Raw genomic sequence first — 21,269 nt, 5'->3', positions numbered from 1 at the left:
GGCCTCCGCCAGATCCAATACCGCAGCAGTGTCATCGACGGATGCCTCGCCGAAACCGGACTCAGCCTGACGACACCACGTCTACAAGCTCAGTATCGGGGGCCGGGGTCTGTCGCCAGCCCGGCTGGCGCTGGTGTCGGTGTTGCAGTACGCGGAGAATCTGACCGATCGGCAGGCGGCAGAGGCCGTCCGTTGCCGCCTGGACTGGAAGTACTGCCTGGGCCTGGAGCTGGATGACGCGGGTTTCGACTTCTCGGTGCCGAGCGAGTTCCGTGACCGGCTGGCCGAGGGGGACCGGGCAGACCGGTTGCTGGCAGTGATGGTGGAGCGTCTGGTGGCCGCGGGTCTGGTCAAACGCCGCGGCCGGGTCCGCACCGACTCCTCCCGCGTGCTTGCGGCAGTACGTCGGCTCAACCGGGCTGAACTGGTCGCCGAGACCCTGCGGGTGGCCCTGGAAGAGCTCGTGGTGCACGGCGAGGATTGGCTGGCCTCGCTCGTCACTGCCAACTGGGCTGACCGCTACGGCCGCCCGGTCCGCTATGACCGGCTGCCGCGGGGAGGTGACGCCCTGATCGCCTACGTCCTGCGGGTCGGAGCGGAGGGCATGCATATCCTGCGAGCCGTCCATGACGCCGATGCCCCGACCGGCCTGCGGGCACTGCCCGCAGTTGAGGTCCTGCGGCAGGTCTGGGTCCAGCAGTACTGGATCGACGAGGACGGCCAACTGCGCTGGCGGGGAACGAAATCCAGTCGGGACCGGGCAAGCCGCAGGACGAAAGAACGACGCAATACGGGAAACGCGTCAGCGGACGGACGGCACGATCCCGCCTCGGCGCGAGTGCCCTGGTCGGGCATGGAGATCGTCACCCCGCACGATCCCGAGGCCCGATACAGCCAGAAGGTCACCGCCGCCGGACAGCAGGACTGGATCGGCTACCGCGACCACCAGACCGAGACCGGCGATGAGACGCATCCGAACGTGATCGTCCAGGTGACCACCCGGCCGGCGCCTGAGCAGGACATCGACGCCCTCGACCGAATCCACCAGGGACTGACCCGGCAGGGATTCCAGCCCGCCGAACACGTCGTCGACAGCGGCTACATCTCACCGGACAGCATCCACCACGCCGCCGAGCACTGGGGCATCGCGCTCTTCGGGCCGAGACGATCCACAGGCGGGCAAACGGCCCGGCTTCGCCAAACAGGACTTCCGCATCGACTGTTAGGCCCGCACCCTGACCTGCCCGAACGGCGTGACCAGTCCGCCATGGAAACCCACACTTGGCGACGGCCACCCCCGGCTTTCCGTGCTCTTCCCGCGCAAAGCCTGCCACGAATGCGCGGACCGGCTCAAATACACCGGCAACGTTGACGGCAAGGGCCGCCACGTCTTCCTGATGCCGCAGCCTCTCCAGGAGATCCAGACGAGGAACAGGGCCGAGCAGACGACAGCCGAGTGTGGCGCCGACGGTAGGCCATTCGCGCTGGCTGCGAGGCCACTGCCTCCGAAACCGTTCATGCCCACGGCCTGCGGAACTGCCGCTACCGCGGCATAGCCAGAACCCATGTTCAGCACGTGCAGACGGCAGCCGGAACGAACATCATCCGGCTCAGCGAACACCTCTCACCGGGCATCACACCACCGCGCAGACCCCGGTCCAAGAGCCGTTTCCAACAACTCTGCCGAAGCCTGCCCGCCTAAGATCACCAACAGCATCCGGAATGTGTGCCAGAACCCACTGATCTTTTCGTAAGTTCGGTGGGTGGATGGTGAGTCCCGTGTGGGTGAGGAAGGACCATGGCAGCTGCTGGTTCTGGTTGATGCGGTGGATGCCTTGTTCGGTGGCGTCGGCGACATCGGCGAGGTGGTCGCCGGCAATGTTGGCGAGTTCGCGTTTCTTGAGCGACGACCACAGCAGTTCCACCGGGTTGAGCTCGGGTGCGTAGGCGGGTAATCGCTCCAGGGTGAGCCAGTCCTGGTCGGCGACCCAGGCCCGCATGGCCCGGCTCCAGTTGGCGGACAGACCGTCCCTCACCAACACGACCCGCTCCCGCCGTAGAACACCTTGACCTGCTCCAGAACTTCGATGAGGGCGGTGGTGTCGTAGCTGCCGGGCTTGAGGTGGAAACACAGACGGGGCCCGCGGCCGGGGTCGGTGGCGTGATAGCCGAGAGCCGCGGCCATCGAGGCGCGCTTCCAGTTGAGCCGATGCCGCAGGAGCGGAGTGCGGCCGCGGGGCGCGTAGGTGCGGCGGACCTGAGGCAGTAACGACACTCCTGACTCGTCGAAGAACACGATCCAGGCACGTGTGTTCACCGCCCCCTTTTGATGCGCGGCCACTCATGAGCGATCCATCGAGCGATCTCGGACTCGTCCCGCTCAACCGCCCGGCGTTCCGGGCGCTGCAGACTCCACCCCAGCCGGCCGGTCAGCAGACGCCAGACCGACGCCCGCGACAACGACACTCCCGTCACACGCTCGACCACCACACCGACCCGTTCCAAGGTCCACAGGTCGGCCTCGAAACCATGGGCCTGAGCGCCTTGCTCCAACGCGGTCCGGACCGTCTCGACCTGGGCGTCATCCAGCTTGGGCGGGCGACCGGTGGCCGATGCGCGAAACTGTGCTCCCCCCTCGGTCAGGGCGCCGATCGCGGCCCGCGGCGCCGGCGCGGCCGGCTGGTCCATGGTGACGATGCAGCGAAGGGTGACGGTGCCCTCTCGGAGAAGACGACGCGGGTGGCGAGGCTGATCGACGTGGGAGAACTGCGGGCACTCGGTCCGGTGAGGAGCAGGGCAGCTCCTGGGCGGCGGCGCGTTCATTCAGCGGCAGGCCGGCGACGCGCTCTTGCGCTCCCTGCCGCAACGCCCCACCCAGCAGGCGTGATCTCGTGACCGGTGCGGGGAGGCGTCGGCCATGCCCGCCCAGTGGTCAGCTGCTTCAGCCGAGCCCGCCCGTCCTGCTCCGGTTCAAGCCGGCGTTTCGCTGCGGACGATGAGCCGAGGCCGGTGCGGGGCTTACGGCGGGTGCATCTGCGCCGGCGGATCAGCAGGGCCGCGATGAGCAGGACCGCGAAGACAACGGCGATCACGACCGGGCCGGCAGCGCCCAGGGCGTCGGCAACGGCGCGCTGGACGCTGCCCGCGGTATCGATGACTGGGTCCGCCGTGGGGGGTTCGTCCTGAGCGCGGATCTCGTACCAGCCGTAGTAGGCGACGTACGCGCCGGCGAGGAGGAGCAGGCCGCCGCCGAGGCGCGTGGCGATCGCGCCGAGGCGGCGCAGGCGGGTGACGGCGGTGGTGCGGGTGAGGGCGACGGTCAGGGAGGCCGCGCCGACGACCAGTCCCATCCCTGCGGCGTAGGCGGCGAACAGGGCGATGCCCTCGCCGGTGGAGCTGCCGTGGAAGGCGGAGACGACGATGGCGAGGAACGGGGCGATGGTGCAGCCCAGGGAGGCGGTGGCGTACGCCGCGCCGAACAGTGCCATCGAGGGCAGGGAGCGGGTCACCTTCGGAGCGCGCCGGAGTTTCGGAGCCTGGGTGGGCAGTTGGCGGCCCGTCAGGAGCCAGGTTCCGGCGGCGGCCATGATCAGCCCGAACGCGATGGTGAACCAGGGCAGGTGCTGCTGGACCTGCCCGGCGACGGGCTGGATGGCAAGCCCGAAGACGCCGAAGAGGGCGGCGAATCCGGCGGTCATGGCGGCGGTGGCGGCAAGCGCCCGGCCGACGGCAACGGTGCGGCTGGGTGTGTCGTCGCCGAGGACGAGCAGGGAGAGGTAGGCGGGGAGCAGGGCGAAGCCGCAGGGGTTGACGGCGGCGAGCATCCCGGCGCCGAGCGCCAGGGCGAGGGGAAGGTCGGCCATGGCGGGTTCAGCCGGTGAGTCCGGCAACCTTCTCCGCCAGCCCGTCGCCGCCTGGGAGGACGCCCTCGTAGACGGTCTCTCCGGTCTTGTCGAGGATCACGTAGTGGCTCTGCTGGGTGACTTCGAACCGCTTCCACACCTCGCCCTTTTCGTCGGACAGGTGGGGGAAGGACCCGGTGCCGGTGTCGGAGACGAAGTCGCGCATGGCGGCGTTCTTGTCCAGGCCCGCGACGCCGACGACGTTCACCTTGCCTGCGTTGCCGGCGGCGATCTTGGCGGTCTCGGCGGCCTGGCCCTTGCACGTCGGGCACCACGGCGCCCAGAACCACAGCACGGTGGGCTTGCCCGCGAGCGTCTTCGCGTCGAACGGCTTGCCGTCCACCGTGGTCGCGGTGAAGTTCAGCGCCTCGGGCACCTTCGCCCCCTCCGCCGCGCTGCCGTTCGAGGCAGCGGGCTGAGCGGGGGATGACGCCTTTGCCGGTGAGGCCCCCGCGTCACCGGCGGACGCGGCCCCTTCATCGGAGCCGCATCCGGTGACGGTGAGGAGGGCAGCGGCCAGGGTGGCCGGGAGAAGGGTGCGGGCACGCAAGGAGGCTCCTGTGGGTCGGTCCTGGTGACGAAGGTAGTTTTGAGGGCTCGGGCGGGCGGCAGGCCGGAGCCTTACGGTTTGGTGACGTCAGCCCGCGGCGTCCCTGAGCCGTTCGGGGTCGAGAACGGTGATCCGCCCGCGGGCCAGGCGCAGCAGACCGTGGTCGGCGTAGTCGCGCAGCACCTTGGTGCACGTCTCGCGCGAGGTGCCGGCGAGGGCGGCGAGCTGTTCGTGGGTGAGGGCGATCTGATGCGGCGTGGTTCATGGTGTCCGTCTCCTCGCGTCGTCCCGGGGCCCACGGTGGCGGTGCGGTTCCCCACGCCGGACTGGCCAGCGCCTCGGCGCTGCTGGCCAGACAGTAGGGCACCGCGCCATCGGCCGGGCCTATGCGGCGCCGTGCCGCGCCCGGTGGTGGGGCAGTGGGGCCGGGTGTTGACGCAGGAGCCTCACGATTCATCGGGCCGGGCCGGTGCGCCTGCCCATCGCCTGGGCGATGCACGCGAACGCTGCTCCGGCGAGCAGCCCGAAGACGAGGTGGGCGCCGAGGCTGGAGGCGCTGACGTCGTTCCACTCGAAGACCGGCATGCCCATGTTGGCCGGCATGATCCACAGTGCGCCGACGGTCCACCACACCGCGCCGTAGGCGAGGCCGAGGACGACGGCGGGGGCGATGCGCTGGGCGAACTGCCCCAGCACCACGCCGAAAATGATGCCGGCGAAGGTGGCGATGGCCAGGTGGATAAGCCATCCGGCGAAGGCGTTGGTGGAGCCGAGGAGCCCGGCGACCATGGTGATCATGGCGGTGTCCATCATCGGCCGGGACACCGACATCCAGATTCCCATCCCGATACCGCCGACCAGCCCGGCCGCGGCACCCCACACCGCGTACACCGGGACAGCGGCCGTCTTCGGGGATGCCTGCACAATGGTGGCCATAGTGATCGTCCTCCCTCTTGCGGTGACTTTCCGTTCTCGTTGCTGACGCTAGGACGCAGGGCCCATGCAGGTATGTGAGGGCGCTTACGTACCCGGCGGTAGATCGCCGGACTGTCCGGGTGACTGCACCGCGGTCAGCAAGGCGTAGCCGAGTACGCCGTCGGCGACAGCGGCGCGGGCCGCGTCCAGTACGGCCGGGGCGGCGTCCAGGTCCACGCCGGCGTCGGCAAGGCGGGCCGGGGCGGTGATGCGCAGCAGGCTCAGCCGGGCCTGGATCTGGTCGATCATGCGGAGCATCGCCTCGTCGTGCCGCTCTGTCATGAGGGTGCGCAGCCCGGCCGCCGCCAGGATCTCGGCGTATACCTCCAGGGGCCGGGCGTCGGCGATGCAGGCGATGCGGGCGGTCAGCCCGCGCAGCTCGGGCGGGAGGCGGTCGATGTCGGCGGTGACGTCGGTGATGCCGAGGCGTCCGCTGGGTTTCAGGACGCGGGCGAACTCGGCTGCGGCCTGGGCCTTGTTGGGGAAGGTGCACAGCGCGCACTCGCACACCACGGCGTCGAAGACCCCGTCGTCGTAGGGCAGGTGCTCGGCGTCGCCGGTGGTGAAGACGGCCCGGTCGGCCAGTCCGGTGGCCTCGGCGGCTCCCCGGGCGAGGGCGGTGTTGGCCGGCGCGTAGTCGACGCCGTCCGCCCGAACCCCGTAGGCGTCGGCGAGCAAGAGTGCGGTGGTGCCGCGGCCCGATGCCACGTCCAGGACCCGCATGCCAGGGCCAAGCGCGAGACGGTCGGCGAGGCGCCGGGTCAGGGCGGTGCCGCCGGGGTGGTAGGAGTCCCCGAGCAGCAGGGCGACGATGTCCTTCGAGTACGCGTCCGCGCAGCAGGACTTGATCTCCTCGTGGGTCACGGCCGACGCTCCTAGCTGCTGGTACGGGTGGTCTTCGAGCCGTAGGGCGTGGTCGTCAGCCGGCCTGCGAGGGGCAGCGCGTTCGGTGCGACCGGGGCGACGGGGACGCCGGACATCTCGGCGCGGACCTGTTCGCGGTAGCCGACGGAGTTGTACGCGCAGAACGGGATGAGCCGCCCGTCGGGAGTGATCTCCTCGACGCAGCACTTCATCAGCTGCTTGACGTTGAGGGTGTAGGGGTCCTGGAAGTCCTGTACCACGATCATGAACGCCCTGTCGTTCAACTCCTTCACGGCCTCGGGCAGTTCGATGCCGCAGCTGTCGGTGCAGTTCAGGGTTTCGGCGGTGGCCCAGAGGTTTCCCTCGGTCGTGGTGGTGCCCATGAACGCCGAGGCGGACCACAGCTTCTCCAGGGCCTCGCGGATCCCGGCATCCGGCATCACGCGGTTGGTGACGTAGTCGAGGTAGTCCTCCACGTTCAGTAGCCGCGGGATCGGCACGACGGTGCGGTTTCCCGGCTCCCCGTCCACCAGCAGGTAGGTGATGGAGCGGCAGGTCGGGAAGCAGCACGGTACAGGGAAGAAGTCGCCTTTCTGGAACCACTGCGGGCGCTGCTCGTTGATCAGCCGGATGACATCGGGGTTGGTGAGCCGGTTCAGCGGGTCGAACTCCACGTGCCGGCCCGAGTGGGTGACCGGCTGGAACGCCACCGAGCGGACCGCGGGATGGTCGATGCCGTACTCGATGATCGCGCCGAGCTCGTGCTCGTTCAGGCCACGCTCGACGGCCGCGACGAGGGTGACGGTCAGCCCGGCCTCGGCGCAGTTGTCCAGCGCCCGCTGTTTGAACGTGCGCAGGTCCCGGCCGCGGATCTCCAGGTGGGTGCGCTCGTCGAAACCGTCGAACTGGAGATAGACGTTCACCGACCTCCCCGGCACCTGGTTGCGTTTGCCGAGCTCGGCGACGAAGTTCCTGTCGGTGGCCAGCCGGATGCCGTTGGTGTTGAGGTTGACGTTCTTGATCGGGCGGTCCTGGGCGAGGTCGATGAAGTCGAGGATGTGCTTGTGGATGGTGGGCTCACCGCCGGAGAACATCACGACCTCCGCCTCGCCCTCGGACTCCACGAACGCGTCGAGCATGGTCGCGCACTGCTCGTGGGTGATGGAGTAGCCGTCGAGTTGGTGGCCGGAGTCGGCGAAGCAGATCGGGCAGTCCAGGTTGCAGCCGGTGTTGACCTCGATGATGCCCAGGCAGGCGTGCTGTTTGTGCTCCGGGCACAGACCGCAGTCCGACGGGCAGCCGTCCTTGACCTCGGTCTGGAAGGTGAGAGGGATCGTGCCGGGCTTGTTGAAACGGGCCGAGGACAGGTACTCCTCGGCATCCCCGTACACCAGCGCCTCGAATTCGCCGTGCTCGCGGCAACGTTTGCGCAGATACACCTTGTCCGCGCGGATGTTGACCTGCGCGTCGACGGGCGTCTTGCACAGAGGGCAGATGGACTTGGTGAACTCCACGAACACCTCGTCCCGATCCTGCTTGCGGCGGGGCGCTGGCGCCTGGGCCATGACGGACTCCGTTTCCATGGGGCTTCGAGCATTCACTGGGCGTCGCGGTCTGCGGCATCCGAGGTATGTGGCATGCGTGGCGTGGGCGGAGCCGGGACGTTCGGGCAGCAGTCGTCCGGCGTTGCGCCGCGCCTGCGGCGGGCCCGGCATCGCAGGGCGTAGCCGGTGCCGGCGACAAGCACCACCACGCCGACGGTGATCAGCCACGCGTCGGCCAGGACCCCGCCGACGGCGCCGAGCGCCCCGCCGGCCACGAGCAGCGGGCCCGCACAGCACACCACCATCACCAGCCCGGCACCCACGAACGCCGCCATGCCGCCGAGACTGGAACGTTCACGGGACGCGGACACCGCGGCTCACCTCCTCCTGGCCGGTGCGCGAAGGGGCGGGCACCCGGCGGGCGGCGCGGATCAGCACGGCGGCGTACAGCAGCGTCAGACCGTCCTGGAACAGCACGAACCAGCTCAGCCGCTGCGTGAGGTGAATGCCGAAGCAGCCGCAGTTGTCCACATCCAAGCCCCGTGCGTACGCCTGCACGGCCAGCACCGTCCACACCACAGACACGCCCGTGTACGCCCACACCGGGGCCAGGGCCTTCGACCGCGGGCGGGCCAGGAACCAGATCCCGCACACCAACTCGCCCGCGATCAGCGCCACGGCCGGCACGTTCGCCGCGGGGCCGGTCACCAGCCCGTACGCGGACAGGATCCGCGGCATGTGCCCGAAGGAGGCCAGCTGGCCGACGGCCATCGCCGTGTACACCATCCCGAGCACGATCCTGAGCACCATGATCAGACCGTAGGCCGCGGCACGGGGCGGGAACTGTAAGCGCGCTCACCGAGCCGCCACCTGACCGGCGCGAGCACCGGAACGAACCGTGCTCGGCCCGGCTGTCCGCCGCTGACATCCCCGTCGGGACGGGGCCAGCGGCGAGCGGTGCGCCGTTCGGCTTCCTGCTGCACCGAGGCGAGCGAGGCCGAGACCGTCGACTCCCACCGCGCGGCTACCTTCTGCCCCACCACTGGCCGGTGCGCCACAGGTCGGTGCCCAGCTCCCCCTCGTACAGCAGCCGGATGCCTGCCTCTTGCTCGGTGAGGGTGAAGGACTCGACCACGTACGGCACGGCGCCGCGCACCAGGCGGAAGTCGACGCGCTCGGGTCGGGTGAGCCGCACCGTCTCCACCGTCACGGCCTTCCACCGGCCGCCCAGCGCCGTGTAGTGGGCGGCGAGCACCATCTCACTGCCCCGCTCCAGTACGTTCACCTTCTCCCGCATCGCCCGCGTGGCGAGCCCCTTCCAGAAGCACAGCGACCTGGACCGGCTCTCGCCGAAGTACTCGCGGTGCAGCGCCTCGGGCGGGAAGTAGTGATTGCTCTCCATGACCACGGTGCGCGGGGCCTCCGCGATCACCGTGCCGTTCCATCCGGCCCGCAACATGATCGTGCTCCTCCACGTGCGCGGAGACGGCCTTCCCAGGTGGGGCTGACGCTACGCGCGGCCGGTGCGGCGGTTCCGTTGACGGCGCTCACGGTTCACCCCAGGTGAGGATGCGGCAGATGTCGGTGTCGGCGCACTCGGCCAGGTCCGTGCCCGCGGCCCGCTGCGCCAGGCCGCGCAGTACCTGCTGGGTGGCGCACAACTCGGTCAGGTGCCGGTCGATGTCGGCCAGGTGCCGGTCGATCAGGGCCGTGACTTCGGGACGGTGCCGGCGCTCGACGCACCGCGGGCCGAACCGGCCGACGTGTGAGGACTTACCCGCCTTGCCGCCGAGTACCTTGTCGAGGAACTGGCGACCGGTGAATCCTTCACGACCGGGGCCCGGACGACGAGCTGGTCACCTTCGTCTGCGAACGCCACGCGCGGGCCGGCCGCCCGGCCGATGTGGTCGCGGTCCGCCGGAACCTGCTGCGGACCCGCCTCTCACTGGCCGCCTACCAGCATCTGCGTACCGCGGCCCGCACGGCTGCCACCTGGGAGGGCATCCAGCGCGCGGACGCCCTGAAGGTACTGAAGGCCGCCGCCGACGGGTACGCGGACCAGCGGCAAGACCGCCGCTCCCCGCTGCCGACGGCCCATCGAGGTTAGAAAATGGACTATGCGCGACTTCGTGGAACATTTTCGGCGTCGGTTGCTCGGCTCGACCACGAGTTCCTCCTCTCCCCCTCGGCGTCCCCGCTCAGGACACCACCAGGAACATCAGGAGCAAGCCCTGCCGCCCGAGGGAAGGGCGCGGCGTCTGTCCTCCCTTCTGAGTGTGCGCAGCGTGGCGGGCGAGGTATTCCTCCTACAGCTGGCCGTCGTGGTGCTTCTCGTCGCCGCCGCGGTGGTGGCGCTCGTGGTGCAGGCCCGGAGCGCCGCCATGCTGGAGGCCCGGCACCGTACGTTCGCTGCCGCCGGCACGTTCGCGGAATCTCCGGGAATCGTCGCGGCCCTGCGCAACCCCCATCCGAGCGCGGTGCTGCAGCCGCGCGCGGAGGCGGCCCGGAAGATCGCCGGGGTCGACGGCATCAACGTGTACACACTCGACGGGGTCACCCTCACCCACAGCGACCCGAAGCAGATCGGGAAGCACGTCGTCGGCCCCTTCGCCGATGCGGCGGCCGGCAAGTCCTTCACCGAGACGTTCGAAGGGTCCTTGGGGCGGTCCGTGGTCTCGGTGGTCCCCGTCAAGGACCCCGCAGGCCGCGTTGTCGCCATCGTCTCCACCCCGGTCACGGTCCAGAACGTCCAGAGCATGGTGAACCGGCAGCTGCCGGTCGTCCTCGGCAGCGCAGCCTTGGTGCTCGCCCTGTCCGCGGGCGGAACCGCTCTGGTGAGCGGCCGGCTGCTGCGCCGGACCCATGGCCTGGGACCGGCCGAGATGACGAGGATGTACGAGCACCACGACGCGGTGCTGCACGCGGTGCGAGAGGGCGTGCTGATCGTCGGCGGCGGCGGACGGCTGCTGCTCGCCAATGACGAGGCGCGGCGGCTGCTGGATCTGCCGGCGGACGCGGAAGGACTCCCCGTCACGGACCTGGGTCTGGAGAAGGGGATCGCCGATCCGATCGCATCGGGCCGTTCCGCGACCGACGAGCTGCACATGGCAGCCGATCGGCTGCTGGCGGTGAACATCCGGCCCACCGCCCCCTACGGGAAGGCCGGAACCGTCGTCACGCTGCGGGACACCACCGAGCTGCGGGCACTCTCCGGCAGGGCCGAGGTGGCCCGCGAGCGGCTGAAGTTGCTCTACGACGCGGGGGTGCAGGTCGGAACGACGCTGAACGTGGAGCGCACCGCAGAGGAACTGGCGGAGGTGGCGGCCCCACGGTTCGCCGACGTAGTCACGGTCGACCTGCTGGACCCGGTGCTGCGCGGCGAGGAGCCGCCCGAAGCGAGCACCGAGATGCGCCGCACCGCCGCCGTCGGGCCTCAGGGCGACCACCCGCTCTGCCCCGTCGGCGAGCTGATCCGGTTCGGTCCCGCCAGTCCCATGGCCGCCGGGCTGGCCGGCGGCCATGCGGTCCTGGAGGGGGACCTGCGCGCCACCCACGGCTGGCGGACCCAGGACCCGGCCAACGCCCGGCTGATCCTGGACCGCGGCATCCACTCCCTGATCGCCGTGCCCCTGCGGGCCCGGGGGGTGGTGCTGGGGATGGCCGGCTACTGGCGGGGGCAGGACTCCCCGCCGTTCGACGAGGAGGACGTGTCCGTCGCCGAGGAGCTGACCGCCCGGGCGGCACTGTCCGTCGACAATGCCCGCCGCTACACCCGCGAGCACACCATGGCCGTCACCCTGCAGCGCAGCCTGCTGCCCCGGGGCGTACCGGAGCAGTCCGCCGTCGAGGTCGCGCACCGCTATCTGCCCGCCCAGGCCGGGGTGGGCGGTGACTGGTTCGATGTCATCCCGCTGCCCGGCACCCGGGTCGCCCTGGTGGTCGGCGACGTCGTCGGCCACGGCCTGCACGCGGCCGCCACCATGGGCCGCCTGCGCACCGCCGTCCACAACTTCTCCACCCTCGACCTGCCCCCGGACGAGCTCCTGAGCCACCTGGACGAGCTGGTCGCCCACATCGACGCCGACGAGCAGGAGTGGCAGGGGATCACCGGAGCCACCTGCCTGTGCGCCATCTACGATCCCGTCTCGGGGCAGGTGACGGCCGCCACCGCCGGTCATCCGGGCCCCGCTCTGGTTCACCCTGACGGCACCGTGTCCTTCCCCGAGGTGCCGGTCTCCCCGCCGCTGGGCCTGGGCGCGGGTCTGCCCATGGAGACTGCGGAGCTGACCCTGCCCGAGGGCTCCCGGCTGGCGCTCTTCACCGACGGGCTGATCGAGAGCCGCGACCGCGACCCGGACGCGGGCCTGGCAGCGCTGCGCGCCGCCCTGGCCGGGCCCCTCCGCACCCCGGAGGAAACCTGCACCGCGGTGATCGACGCGATGCTGCCCACCAGGCCCAGCGACGACGTCGCGCTGCTGGTGGCCCGCACCCGCCGACTGGACCCCACGCGCATCGCCGAGTGGGATGTGCCCTCCGACCCTGCGGCGGTGTCCCCAGTGCGCAAAGCCTGCACCCGCCGACTGGCGGACTGGGGCCTGGAGGAGATCGCCTTCACCACGGAACTCATCCTCAGCGAACTGATGACCAACGCCATCCGCTACGGCACCGAGCCCATCCGGGTGAGGCTGCTGTACGACCGCAGCCTGACCTGCGAGGTCTCCGACGGGTCCAGCACCTCCCCGCACCTGCGCCGGGCCGAGGCCACCGACGAGGGCGGCCGCGGCCTGTTCCTCGTCGCGCAGTTCGCCGAGCGCTGGGGCACCCGCTACACCGCTCGCGGCAAGATCATCTGGAGCGAGCAGGTTCTCCACGACGGTGCCGCCCCGCCCGGGACGGATTCGGGGGAAGCGCTCCTGGCCGCGTGGGACGACGAGGCGTTCTGAGAGCGGCGCCGGCGCGGCAGCCAAGGAAGAGAGCGGCACCACCGGCTGGGACTGCGTTGCCGAGGCCGCCGAACGTAGGCTGGCCTCGATCAGTACGCGACCGCCCGTTATGGAGCCTTTGTGTGCGCAACCCGCCTCCAGAAGGCCTCCGTCGCCGTCTGCCTGGCCCTTGTGGCGGCGCCCCTCGGCGCCTGCGGAGACAAGCCCACCCCCGCACCCAGAACACCCTCGGTGGCCACCTCCGCCGCGGACGCCGGCGGCATGGCGGCACTGACCGCAGCGGCGAAGAAGGAGGGCGCACTCAACGCGATCGCGCTCCCGAGCGACTGGGCCAACTACGGCGCACTGATCGACGGCTTCGAGAGGAAGTACGGGATCAAGGTCACGGTGGAGAACCCGGAGGGCACCAGCCAGGACGAGATCAACGCCCTGAAGGAGCACAGGGCCAACGGCCGCGCCCCCGACGTGGTCGACATGGGGGGCTCGTTCGCACAGTCCGCGGCCCAGCAGGGCCTGCTCGCTCGGTACGAGGTCGCCGCGTACGACAAGATCCCCAAGGAACAGAAGGACCCGCGGGCCCGCTGGTACAACAACTACGGCGGCTACATCTCGATCGGCTGTGACGCCAACCGCGTCAAGATCTGCCCCGCGACCTTCGCTGATCTGCGCAAGCCCGAGTACAAGGGCAAGGTCGCGCTCAACGGCAACCCCACCAGGTCCGGCTCCGCCTTCGCCGGGGTGTACGCGGCGGCCCTGGCGAACGGGGGTTCCTTCGACGACATCCAGCCCGGCATCGACTTCTTCGCCGAGCTCAGCAGGAACGGCAACTTCAACCCGGTCGAATCCACCCCGGCCACGATCGCCGAGGGCCGGACGCCGATCAGCATCGACTGGGACTTCCTCAACCTCGGATACGCCGACGAATTCCGCAAGAAGGACACGGACGTCGACTGGCGGACCGCCATCCCCTTCGACGGCAGCTTCGCCCAGTACTACGCGAACGGGGTGAACAAAGACGCCCCGCACCCCGCGGCGGCACGTCTGTGGCAGGAGTACGTCTTCAGCCCGGAAGGCCAGAACATCCGGCTCGGCGCCTATGCACGCCCCGTCCTCATGGACGCCATGGAGAAGGACGGCACCCTCGATGAGGCCGCCGCGGAGAAACTGCCGACGGTCGAGGGCACGCCGACGTTTCCGACGGAGGCACAGACGGAGAAGGCGAGAGGGACCGTCAACCGCGGCTGGGCAAAGGCCGTCTCGGGCTGAGGGCCGGGGGCAGTGGGTGGTGGTTCAACCCACGGCGGCGCCGCGGCCGGGGGTGTTTGGGCTGCTCCGCCATCACCGCCGCCTGGTGACCCATGCCCGGAGCGACGCCATCGGATCCGCCTGGCGGTCACGGCGCATCCGCTCATTCGGGGGGATCGGCCGGGCGCCGGACGACCTCTGGCGAGCCGGATCAACGGTGCATGGCTGCGATCAAATCTCTCGTGTTCAGGCGCGCATCATCGATGGTAGGGAGACCACTGGGGAGGAGTGGCGATGAGGCTGTCGTTCCTGGAGACCCTTTACGCGGAGCCGGGCCCGTTCGCCTCCGTGTACCTGGACACCTCCCGTGACGTCGAGCATCCCGGGAGGGCGATCGCGCTGCGCTGGCAGCGGCTGCGCAACAATCTGACCCGCCAGGGCGCGGACCGGGCGCTTCTGGACGTGATGGAAGAGGTGGTCGGTGCCGACGCGGACGTGCCGGGGACCCACGGGCAGGCCGTCTTCGCAGCGCACGGAGCTCTCGTCATGGACCAGGAGCTGCCCACGCCACCCGCGCGCGACTCGGCTCGCTACAGCACCCTGCCGGACGCGATGCCCCTGGTCACCCAGCACGTCCCGGAGATCCCCTACCTGGCCGTGACCGTGCACTACAGCGGGCTGCCGACCGCCGAGACCCACGGCTGGGTGACGCTCGACGCGGAGAGCGGGGCCTGGCCGACGTCCAATGCCAGCCCGGGTGAGCGGCTGCACCTCAGGGTCGCGGTGGCGACCTGGCACCACACGGCCGTCCGGCTGGGTCACCGGCTGGACGAATGGGCCCGGTCCGCCCACGCCGACGCCGTCGTCGTGGGCGGGGACGACTGGGCGTGCAACGTACTGGTGCGCCGCCTGCCGCATGGCCTACAGGCGAGGGTCGTACGTGTCGGGGGCGCCACGGCGACGGATACCGGGCGAGCCCTCCTGGAGCCACAGCTGAACAGCGTTTTCCGCGGCCGCATGTCCGCGCACGACCGAGAGCTCGTGAACGTCTTCATCGGCCGGCGGGCCCTGAAGGGGGCCGTTACCGAGGGACTGTCCCCCACCGTGGCCGCTCTCCAGCGCGGCCAGGTCTCGGCACTGCTGCTCAACCACCCGCCCGCGCCCTCCCTGCGGCTCTGGGTGGGCCCGCAGTCCACCCAGGTGGCCCTGACCGAGGCGGAGCTGGTCGCCTTCGGCGTGCGGGCCCCGCGCGAGGAGCGCGCCGACGAGGCGCTGGTGCGGATCCTGGTGGGCACGGGTGCCGAACTGGTCCTCGTACCGGAGAGCGAGCTGGGGCTGTACGAGGGCATGGGCGACCTGCTGCGGTACACCGACCTTGGGACACCGATGACCCATGGGGTTTGAGCCGTCCGCCGAGGATCTGGTCCGTGCGGCGCCGGGCCGTGGGGGTGACGGACGAGCGGCTGCTGGAGGCCGTTCGGGTCACCCCGCGGGCAGAGTTCGTCCCCGCCGAGCACATGGCGTCCGCGTACCGGGACACGCCAGTACCGCTCCCCCACGGCCAGGTGACCACCCAGCCCTCGCTGGTCGCCATGATGGTCTCCGCGCTCGGCCTCACCGGAGGCGAACGCGTCCTCGAAGTCGGCACCGGCTACGGCTGGCAGACCGCGCTGTTGGCCCATCTCGCCGCGTACGTGGTCAGCGTCGAGCGCTGGCCGGAACTGGTCGAGGAGGCCCGCCGCCGGCTCGCCGGGCAGGGCCACGACAACACCGCGATCGTCCTCGGCGACGGAACCCTCGGTCTGCCGGCCCGTGCTCCGTACGACGCCGTCATCGTCTGCGCGGCCTTCCCTGAGGTCCCGGAACCGCTGGTCGCACAGCTGCGGAGCGGTGGCCGGCTCGTCCAGCCCATCGGCCCGGGCGGACATGAACGGGTCGAGCTGTACCAGCGGCGGGCCCACGGCCTCGTGCACCGCGCGACGGTCACGTCGGCCTACTTCGTCCGGCTGTACGGCGCCCATGGCTACGATCAGCACTGATACGTGCCGATCAGAGTGCCGACGTCCTGTAGCTCGCGGGCCGCGGCCCGCGCCTCTCCAGGTCGCCACGGGCAATGGCGATTCTGACCGGCACGTCCTGCAGCGGAACCCGCCGCGGCTCGGCGGCGCGGGCAGCTCCTCCAACGGCACCGACAGTGGCCGGGCAAGTGACTCCCGGATCGCAGCGGCCGCCGTGTCGACGTCGCCGCCGGCGAGCCGTACGAGCAAGAGGCGTCGCGGCGCTCGGGCGGGACCGGGCCTGGCGCGTTGTACTGCGCGCAGAGCTCGGCGCACCGCTTAGAGGTCCTAACAGAAGCCGGTGATGTGTGACTGTCGGGTTGGCTGCTCGTTGGTCTGTCCGTGGGGAAGAGGGAGACGCGACCGTGGATCGTGTCGGATGAACTGTGGTTTCTGATTGAGCCGTTGCTCCCGCAGCCGGGGCCGAAGTTGGTCGCGGGGCGGCCGCGGGTGCCTGACCGTCAGGCACTCTGCGGGATCCTTTTTGTGCTGCACACCGGGATCCATGGGAGTGCCTGCCCCAGGAGCTGGGCTTCGGCTCGGGGATGACCTGCTGGCGGCGCCTGGCGGCGTGGAACGAGGCCGGCGCGTGGGACCAGCTCCACGGTGTCCTGCTGACGAAGCTGCGGGCGGCCAAGCAGCTCGACTGGTCCCGGGCGGTGATCGCCAGCCACGTGCGGGCCGCTCGAGGCCCAAAAGCGGACCGAGCCCGGTCGACCGCGCGCGTCCGGGCAGCAAGCACCACGTCCTCGTCGACGGGCAAGGGATCCCGCTCGCGGTCACCGACCGGAGGCAACCGCAACGACGTCACGCAACTGATACCGCTCCTCGCGAAGATCCCGTCCGTTCCAGGGCTGGTCGGCCGACCGCGACGGCGGCCCGGCACTCTTCTCGCCGACCGTGGGTACGGCCACGACAAGTACCGCCGACTCGTCTGGGCACAAGGCATCAAGCCGGTGATCGCCCGTCGTGGTGCCCCGCACGGGTCCGGGCTCGGCGTCCACCGGTGGGTCGTCGAGCGGACCATCGCCTGGCTCCACGGCTTCCGCCGACTACGCATCCGCTGGGAACAACGAGACGACATACACGAAGCCTCCTTCGGCCTCGCCACCTGCCTCATCACCCACCGGCACGTCCAACGCCTGTGTTAGGACCTGTTAGACCGTGTCCTATGTGGTGAGGCGGACGAGTCGCTTGTAGCAGCAGACGGCGGCGGCGGCGAGGCCGAGAAACGCCAGGTAGTTACGGGGATGTCGTTCGTCGCTGCCTCAACCCTGGTGGTCGGCGTGCCCGGCAGGCCTGACGGGCGCCGAGCGCCTGGAGCCGTAGCCATCACCGGCCTGCAACACCTCGGCCGCCGGCGACGGAGCCCGCAATGAGCCTCGTACGACGAACTCCTGCCCCCAGGGTCGGGATCCGAGGCCCGTACCGTCCGCCGGAACAGCCGACGGTAGCGGGGAAGCCCGGACCGGCTGTGGGCCGCCCGTACAGGCGACGAGGCCCCGCCGTCTGATCACGGCAGGGGCCTCCGCTGTCGCTACGGCTTCGAAGCCCCGCCTATCGGGCCGTGCCGAAGTCCTGCGTCCAGTAATCGTCGGGCTGCGCGAGGCCGACGCCGATCTCCTTGAACTCGCAGTTGAGGATGTTCTCCTTGTGGCCGGGGCTGGACATCCAGCCCGCCATGACGCTCTCGGGGGTCTCGTAACCGTAGGCGACGTTCTCGCCGTATGTGCTCCAGTTGTAACCGGCGCGCGTGATCCGGTCGCCCGCTTCCGACCCGTCGGAACCCGTGTGGGACATGTTCCGGTGGGCCGCCATGTCCTCGCTGTGATCCTGGGCGGCCTTGCTCAGCTTGGCGTTCAGGGTCACCGGGGAGCATCCGGCCTTGCTGCGCTCACTGTTGACGAGTTGCACGACGCGGGCGACATCGCCGGACGCCGGTGGCGCAGTGGACGGCGCGGCTGGCTTCGTCGCGGTGGGCTTGGGCGCCGCCGGCTTCGTCGCAGTGGGCTTGGGGGTGCTCGGTGTCGTGGTGGGGGCCTGCGACTCGCGCGGCTTCCGGTCCCACTTGTCCCCGTCCCACTCGACCCGGTCCCATCGGCGGTCGGACTCGTCCCCCTGCCACGCCTGGTCGGAATGTGCATTCTTCCAGTGGCTGTAGGAGCGGTCGTCCTGGCCCCACTGCGGGTCCATACAGGCCACGGCGACAGAGGGCACACCCACGGCCGCCAGGGCGACGGCCGCGATGGCTGTCTTCCGGTAGTGCGTCTTCTTGCGGTGCTTGCTCATCTGTGACCTCACTCGTCATCGCGGAGCGCCACCGAGAGCGGTTGGCCCGGCCTAATCTGTGTGTGACCTGCGGAGACGCCTTTGCGGGCAGCCATTCTTAGGACCGCCGCACGCGAAGGGCAACGCGCTCTTCTACTAGCTTGGGTAGTAGCGCTGAAGCACCCTTGCCATGGGATTACGGGCGTGCTGGCACACATGCGGAATGCTGCAATCCGCTTGACTGACCGTCAAAAAGCTCCCCGCACTCGAAGGCGGGCACAAGCGCCGAGAGGACAGAGGGCCACCGAGTGCCGTGCGGGGTATGTCCGTAGCGAGATGGACAAATATCCTTATGTCGCCAAGGGGCCATCTACTATCGGCGTACATGGTGTGCGGAAACGGCTGTGACGGATGTCACGGAACCATCCGTTCCGTTTCGCGTCCGACCGTGCGGCGCGGCCATCGCCTGGCGGACCGGCACGGCGTGACGGTGTGGGCGTGGACGCTGTGCGACCCAGACCGCGGCCGGGCGCACGACGGCGGCCGGAGCACCCCGGACCACTCCCGTTGCCATCCGGCGTGCGCGAACATCAGCCGCACGGACAGCCAGATCACCATGCTGCGGGGCGAGGTCGCTCGGATCGACGCCGCCGCCGAAGCCGGACTCGACCCCTCCCCCATCGCGGCCCGCGAACAGCAGCGCCGAGCCCAACTCACCGAATTTGTCCGCCGCCACCACGCCCGACAGCCGGGCGCAGACGACCCCGAGGACCCACGATGAACACCCCCGACGAGCCCGTCACCGGCCCGCATGCCGGGCCGGCCCTGGCCCAACTCGTCGGCCATGCCCTCGCCCACGCGCACTCCGACAGCGGCTCTGAGGACGTCGCGGAGGTGAAGGCCATCACCGCCCGTCGTCTGGATCCACTCGCCGATGGTCTCGATGGCGTCGAGAAGCTCCTCGAAGGTGCGGAGATCACGACGCTGCCGACGAACCGACCTGTTGCCACGTCCCAGCACTCAAGTTCCGCTTCACCGCTGCTCCAGACGATGAGCACGGCGACGTGGCCATCCGTTTCCAGCGTCACCCAGGTGCTGATCTTGGTTCGCCGTCCTCTGGCGACCGCTGACCGCCGCACCCACGGCATCACCTACTTCCACGGCTGCTATTCGGTCGGACACGACCAGCTCTGGGGGATCAACCGGCGCCGCAAGGGCATCGGCCACACTTGGGCCGCCCTGCGATCGATCCGCGCCGCCAGGCCCGACGGCACCCCGATCTACGTGATCCTCGACAACCTCTCCGCCCATCCGAACTGGAGAATCCGCAGGTGGGCGGCAAAGAACAAGGTCGAGCTGTGCTTCACACCCACCTACGCGTCCTGTGCCAACCCGATCGAGGCCCACTTCGGCCCTCTGCGACAGATCACCCTGGCCAACTCAACATCCGAACCACACCGTCCAGACCCGGACCCTGCACGCCTACCTGCGCCGGCGGAACAACAACGCCCGCCACCCCGACGTCCTCGCCGCCCAACGACGCGAACAAGCACGCATCCGCAGCGAACGAGGTGTCCGCTGGGGCCGCAGAACGCCACCGACCGCAGCCTGACGGCCCCAACCCGGCAAACCTTCCCGGTCACAGCACTAGCCGACGGCGCGGCCGTCCGCGGCCGGGGCCGAGACCAGGCAACAAGGCGGCCCGCAACGCCGGGCCGTGCCGGCGGCGGGGCCGTGACCCGGGGGGCCGTTCCGGTGGCGGGGCCGTGCCGGTGGCAGGGTCGGGCACCGTGTCCTTTCTCACCGGCCGCGACCGCACCTCTCGGCGCACACCGGTCACCCGCACCGCCCACCGCCCCGCTCACCCTCCGTGACCAGCACGTCGCGCCCATCCGCCCACACCCGCCCCCACGAGGGAATACGACAGGACACCGGGCCCGCCCACGGGCCCGTGATGCACCGGTATGCACCGGTACGCCGGCCCCGGACGGGCCGGTATCACTGCAAACGACCGTTCACCACCGCCCCATTTCCACCCCCGGAGCCCCACCTACTCGTGCGTATAGTTGCGCCATGAGCAACTACACCGGCGAACCGGCAGGTCCCGCGGTGAACGGGGTGCAGTCCGTCGACCGTGCCATCAGCGTCATGGAGATCCTCGCCCAGCGCGGCGAGGCCGGCGTCAGCGAAGTCGCCGCCGAGATCGACGTCCACAAGTCGACCGCGTTCCGCCTCCTCGTGGCCCTGGAAGCACGCGGCCTGGTCGAACAGGCCGGCGAACGGGGCAGATACCGGCTCGGCTTCGGCATCGTCCGCCTCGCCGGCGCCGTCACCGGCCGCCTCGACATCACCCAGCAAGGCCGGCCCGTCTGCGAACGCCTCGCCGAAGAAATCGGCGAAACCGTCAACATCGCCCTCCTCCAAGAACACTACGCCGTCAACCTCTACCAGGTCCGCGGACCCGGCGCCGTCGCCTCACACAACTGGGTCGGACAACTCACCCCCCTCCACGCCACCTCCAGCGGCAAAATCCTCCTCGCCCACCTCCCCCCGAAACAACGCACCACAGCCCTCGCCGCCTCCGCCATGCAAAAACTCACCCCCCACACCATCACCACCAAAACCGCACTCGAAAAAAACCTCTCCCAAGCACGGACACGCGGCTACGCCATCACCCTCGAAGAATTCGAACTCGGACTCCACGCCATAGCCGCCCCTATCCACAACCGCGACGGCGACGTCATCGCCGCCCTCAGCGCATCCGGACCCGCCTACCGCTTCACCGAACACCGCCTCCACGAAATCGCCCCCACACTCCTCAAAGGCGCCCAAGAAATCAGCCACCGCATGGGCCACCTCGGCTGAACCCACCAACAACCCACAAGAACAAGGCAGCCAGCGGTTCCGTTGCGGTCGTTGGG

General features: G+C 70.0%; 25 protein-coding genes and 2 pseudogenes. 13 read left to right on the top strand and 14 right to left on the bottom strand.

The annotated features are described in order from the left end of the window. The first annotated feature begins 94 nt into the window (after nucleotides 1–94). Genes ACF08N_RS16965 through ACF08N_RS16955 form a run of 3 tightly spaced genes read left to right on the top strand, consistent with a single transcriptional unit; the run spans nucleotide 95 to nucleotide 1,702 of the window. The gene (locus ACF08N_RS16965) at nucleotides 95–1,372 is read left to right on the top strand and encodes a transposase (protein ID WP_392325403.1); all 1,278 of its coding nucleotides are present in this window, start codon (nucleotides 95–97) and stop codon (nucleotides 1,370–1,372) included. Beyond that, the gene (locus ACF08N_RS16960) at nucleotides 1,254–1,556 is read left to right on the top strand and encodes a hypothetical protein (protein ID WP_392325381.1); all 303 of its coding nucleotides are present in this window, start codon (nucleotides 1,254–1,256) and stop codon (nucleotides 1,554–1,556) included. Before ACF08N_RS16965 ends, ACF08N_RS16960 begins: the two co-directional genes overlap by 119 nt. Further along, entirely contained in the window at nucleotides 1,478–1,702 is a 225-nt protein-coding gene (locus ACF08N_RS16955; protein WP_392325402.1) for a transposase, read from the top strand. The genes ACF08N_RS16960 and ACF08N_RS16955 overlap by 79 nt, the downstream gene beginning before the upstream one ends. Here the strand turns inward: ACF08N_RS16955 and ACF08N_RS16950 are convergent. The 12 genes from ACF08N_RS16950 to ACF08N_RS16895 form a co-directional block, all read right to left on the bottom strand. Beyond that, nucleotides 1,635–2,000: a transposase gene (locus tag ACF08N_RS16950; protein ID WP_392325380.1), complete on the bottom strand. Its 366-nt coding sequence runs from the start codon at nucleotides 1,998–2,000 to the stop codon at nucleotides 1,635–1,637. The two genes, ACF08N_RS16955 and ACF08N_RS16950, sit on opposite strands and share 68 nt — an antisense overlap. Before the next feature lie 32 nt (nucleotides 2,001–2,032). Beyond that, the gene (locus ACF08N_RS16945) at nucleotides 2,033–2,317 is read right to left on the bottom strand and encodes a transposase (RefSeq protein WP_392325379.1); all 285 of its coding nucleotides are present in this window, start codon (nucleotides 2,315–2,317) and stop codon (nucleotides 2,033–2,035) included. After that, a complete protein-coding gene (locus ACF08N_RS16940; protein ID WP_392325378.1) occupies nucleotides 2,314–2,688 on the bottom strand; it encodes a winged helix-turn-helix domain-containing protein in 375 nt (124 codons plus the stop codon). Before ACF08N_RS16940 ends, ACF08N_RS16945 begins: the two co-directional genes overlap by 4 nt. Before the next feature lie 131 nt (nucleotides 2,689–2,819). After that, nucleotides 2,820–3,863, bottom strand: coding sequence for a cytochrome c biogenesis CcdA family protein (locus ACF08N_RS16935; protein WP_392325377.1), 1,044 nt, complete (start codon nucleotides 3,861–3,863; stop codon nucleotides 2,820–2,822). 7 nt (nucleotides 3,864–3,870) lie between these two features. Further along, nucleotides 3,871–4,452: a redoxin family protein gene (locus tag ACF08N_RS16930; protein WP_392325376.1), complete on the bottom strand. Its 582-nt coding sequence runs from the start codon at nucleotides 4,450–4,452 to the stop codon at nucleotides 3,871–3,873. An 87-nt stretch (nucleotides 4,453–4,539) separates the two neighbouring features. After that, the gene (locus ACF08N_RS16925) at nucleotides 4,540–4,698 is read right to left on the bottom strand and encodes a helix-turn-helix domain-containing protein (protein ID WP_392325401.1); all 159 of its coding nucleotides are present in this window, start codon (nucleotides 4,696–4,698) and stop codon (nucleotides 4,540–4,542) included. Between the two features lie 207 nt (nucleotides 4,699–4,905). Then, complete coding sequence (locus tag ACF08N_RS16920) at nucleotides 4,906–5,388, bottom strand: hypothetical protein (protein ID WP_392325375.1); 483 nt, start codon at nucleotides 5,386–5,388, stop codon at nucleotides 4,906–4,908. A gap of 84 nt (nucleotides 5,389–5,472) precedes the next feature. Continuing rightward, on the bottom strand, nucleotides 5,473–6,291 hold the full coding sequence (locus tag ACF08N_RS16915) for a class I SAM-dependent methyltransferase (RefSeq protein WP_392325374.1): 819 nt from the start codon (nucleotides 6,289–6,291) through the stop codon (nucleotides 5,473–5,475). An 11-nt stretch (nucleotides 6,292–6,302) separates the two neighbouring features. Beyond that, on the bottom strand, nucleotides 6,303–7,856 hold the full coding sequence (locus tag ACF08N_RS16910; protein ID WP_392325373.1) for a radical SAM protein: 1,554 nt from the start codon (nucleotides 7,854–7,856) through the stop codon (nucleotides 6,303–6,305). 32 nt (nucleotides 7,857–7,888) lie between these two features. Further along, nucleotides 7,889–8,206, bottom strand: coding sequence for a hypothetical protein (locus ACF08N_RS16905; protein WP_392325372.1), 318 nt, complete (start codon nucleotides 8,204–8,206; stop codon nucleotides 7,889–7,891). Then, nucleotides 8,190–8,645 carry a MauE/DoxX family redox-associated membrane protein gene (locus ACF08N_RS16900; RefSeq protein ID WP_392325371.1) on the bottom strand — a complete coding sequence of 152 codons (456 nt, stop codon included), beginning with the start codon at nucleotides 8,643–8,645 and terminating at the stop codon, nucleotides 8,190–8,192. Before ACF08N_RS16900 ends, ACF08N_RS16905 begins: the two co-directional genes overlap by 17 nt. A 214-nt stretch (nucleotides 8,646–8,859) precedes the next feature. Further along, nucleotides 8,860–9,294: a DUF427 domain-containing protein gene (locus ACF08N_RS16895; RefSeq protein ID WP_392325370.1), complete on the bottom strand. Its 435-nt coding sequence runs from the start codon at nucleotides 9,292–9,294 to the stop codon at nucleotides 8,860–8,862. Between the two features lie 444 nt (nucleotides 9,295–9,738). Between ACF08N_RS16895 and ACF08N_RS16890 the strand changes: the two genes are divergently transcribed. From ACF08N_RS16890 to ACF08N_RS16860, 7 genes are all read left to right on the top strand, one after another. Continuing rightward, nucleotides 9,739–9,942, top strand: coding sequence for a hypothetical protein (locus ACF08N_RS16890; RefSeq protein ID WP_392325369.1), 204 nt, complete (start codon nucleotides 9,739–9,741; stop codon nucleotides 9,940–9,942). 169 nt (nucleotides 9,943–10,111) lie between these two features. Further along, complete coding sequence (locus ACF08N_RS16885) at nucleotides 10,112–12,778, top strand: SpoIIE family protein phosphatase (protein ID WP_392325368.1); 2,667 nt, start codon at nucleotides 10,112–10,114, stop codon at nucleotides 12,776–12,778. A 120-nt stretch (nucleotides 12,779–12,898) separates the two neighbouring features. Then, nucleotides 12,899–14,044: an ABC transporter substrate-binding protein gene (locus ACF08N_RS16880; RefSeq protein WP_392325367.1), complete on the top strand. Its 1,146-nt coding sequence runs from the start codon at nucleotides 12,899–12,901 to the stop codon at nucleotides 14,042–14,044. Between the two features lie 273 nt (nucleotides 14,045–14,317). After that, complete coding sequence (locus ACF08N_RS16875) at nucleotides 14,318–15,427, top strand: hypothetical protein (RefSeq protein WP_392325366.1); 1,110 nt, start codon at nucleotides 14,318–14,320, stop codon at nucleotides 15,425–15,427. A gap of 23 nt (nucleotides 15,428–15,450) precedes the next feature. Beyond that, nucleotides 15,451–16,062, top strand: a complete 612-nt coding sequence (locus ACF08N_RS16870) for a protein-L-isoaspartate(D-aspartate) O-methyltransferase (RefSeq protein WP_392325365.1) — start codon at nucleotides 15,451–15,453, stop codon at nucleotides 16,060–16,062. A gap of 360 nt (nucleotides 16,063–16,422) precedes the next feature. Then, a complete protein-coding gene (locus ACF08N_RS16865; protein ID WP_392325364.1) occupies nucleotides 16,423–16,629 on the top strand; it encodes a transposase in 207 nt (68 codons plus the stop codon). Next, nucleotides 16,626–17,231 carry an IS5 family transposase gene (locus ACF08N_RS16860; protein ID WP_392325363.1) on the top strand — a complete coding sequence of 202 codons (606 nt, stop codon included), beginning with the start codon at nucleotides 16,626–16,628 and terminating at the stop codon, nucleotides 17,229–17,231. The genes ACF08N_RS16865 and ACF08N_RS16860 overlap by 4 nt, the downstream gene beginning before the upstream one ends. A gap of 18 nt (nucleotides 17,232–17,249) precedes the next feature. Here the strand turns inward: ACF08N_RS16860 and ACF08N_RS16855 are convergent. Both ACF08N_RS16855 and ACF08N_RS16850 read right to left on the bottom strand, forming a co-directional pair. Next, a pseudogene (locus ACF08N_RS16855) lies at nucleotides 17,250–17,339 on the bottom strand (IS5/IS1182 family transposase); the annotation flags it as partial. A gap of 298 nt (nucleotides 17,340–17,637) precedes the next feature. Further along, a complete protein-coding gene (locus ACF08N_RS16850) occupies nucleotides 17,638–18,369 on the bottom strand; it encodes a CAP domain-containing protein (RefSeq protein WP_392325362.1) in 732 nt (243 codons plus the stop codon). 427 nt (nucleotides 18,370–18,796) lie between these two features. Here ACF08N_RS16850 and ACF08N_RS16845 point away from each other — a divergent pair, with 427 nt between their 5' ends. From ACF08N_RS16845 to ACF08N_RS16835, 3 genes and pseudogenes are all read left to right on the top strand, one after another. Continuing rightward, nucleotides 18,797–19,129, top strand: coding sequence for a hypothetical protein (locus ACF08N_RS16845; protein ID WP_392325361.1), 333 nt, complete (start codon nucleotides 18,797–18,799; stop codon nucleotides 19,127–19,129). A 350-nt stretch (nucleotides 19,130–19,479) separates the two neighbouring features. Then, nucleotides 19,480–19,960: pseudogene (locus tag ACF08N_RS16840) on the top strand (transposase); the annotation flags it as partial. A gap of 461 nt (nucleotides 19,961–20,421) precedes the next feature. Next, nucleotides 20,422–21,213 carry an IclR family transcriptional regulator gene (locus ACF08N_RS16835; RefSeq protein WP_392325360.1) on the top strand — a complete coding sequence of 264 codons (792 nt, stop codon included), beginning with the start codon at nucleotides 20,422–20,424 and terminating at the stop codon, nucleotides 21,211–21,213. Nucleotides 21,214–21,269: the final 56 nt, after the last annotated feature.

The organism is Streptomyces sp. NPDC015127 (genome assembly GCF_043080095.1).
Taxonomy (GTDB): domain Bacteria; phylum Actinomycetota; class Actinomycetes; order Streptomycetales; family Streptomycetaceae; genus Streptomyces.
The sequence above is the reverse complement of the archived record's forward strand: the minus strand, read 5'-3'. Positions and strand labels throughout refer to the sequence as shown.

What these genes read in the sequence shown, in the direction of transcription:
- ACF08N_RS16950 (WP_392325380.1), bottom strand. Translation starts at nt 2,000, where the DNA reads ATGCGGGCCTGGGTCGCCGACCAGGACTGGCTCACCCTGGAGCGATTA.
- ACF08N_RS16940 (WP_392325378.1), bottom strand. Translation starts at nt 2,688, where the DNA reads ATGGACCAGCCGGCCGCGCCGGCGCCGCGGGCCGCGATCGGCGCCCTG.
- ACF08N_RS16935 (WP_392325377.1), bottom strand. Translation starts at nt 3,863, where the DNA reads ATGGCCGACCTTCCCCTCGCCCTGGCGCTCGGCGCCGGGATGCTCGCC.
- ACF08N_RS16920 (WP_392325375.1), bottom strand. Translation starts at nt 5,388, where the DNA reads ATGGCCACCATTGTGCAGGCATCCCCGAAGACGGCCGCTGTCCCGGTG.
- ACF08N_RS16910 (WP_392325373.1), bottom strand. Translation starts at nt 7,856, where the DNA reads ATGGCCCAGGCGCCAGCGCCCCGCCGCAAGCAGGATCGGGACGAGGTG.
- ACF08N_RS16900 (WP_392325371.1), bottom strand. Translation starts at nt 8,645, where the DNA reads ATGGTGCTCAGGATCGTGCTCGGGATGGTGTACACGGCGATGGCCGTC.
- ACF08N_RS16895 (WP_392325370.1), bottom strand. Translation starts at nt 9,294, where the DNA reads ATGTTGCGGGCCGGATGGAACGGCACGGTGATCGCGGAGGCCCCGCGC.
- ACF08N_RS16875 (WP_392325366.1), top strand. Translation starts at nt 14,318, where the DNA reads ATGAGGCTGTCGTTCCTGGAGACCCTTTACGCGGAGCCGGGCCCGTTC.
- ACF08N_RS16860 (WP_392325363.1), top strand. Translation starts at nt 16,626, where the DNA reads ATGACCTGCTGGCGGCGCCTGGCGGCGTGGAACGAGGCCGGCGCGTGG.
- ACF08N_RS16850 (WP_392325362.1), bottom strand. Translation starts at nt 18,369, where the DNA reads ATGAGCAAGCACCGCAAGAAGACGCACTACCGGAAGACAGCCATCGCG.
- ACF08N_RS16835 (WP_392325360.1), top strand. Translation starts at nt 20,422, where the DNA reads ATGAGCAACTACACCGGCGAACCGGCAGGTCCCGCGGTGAACGGGGTG.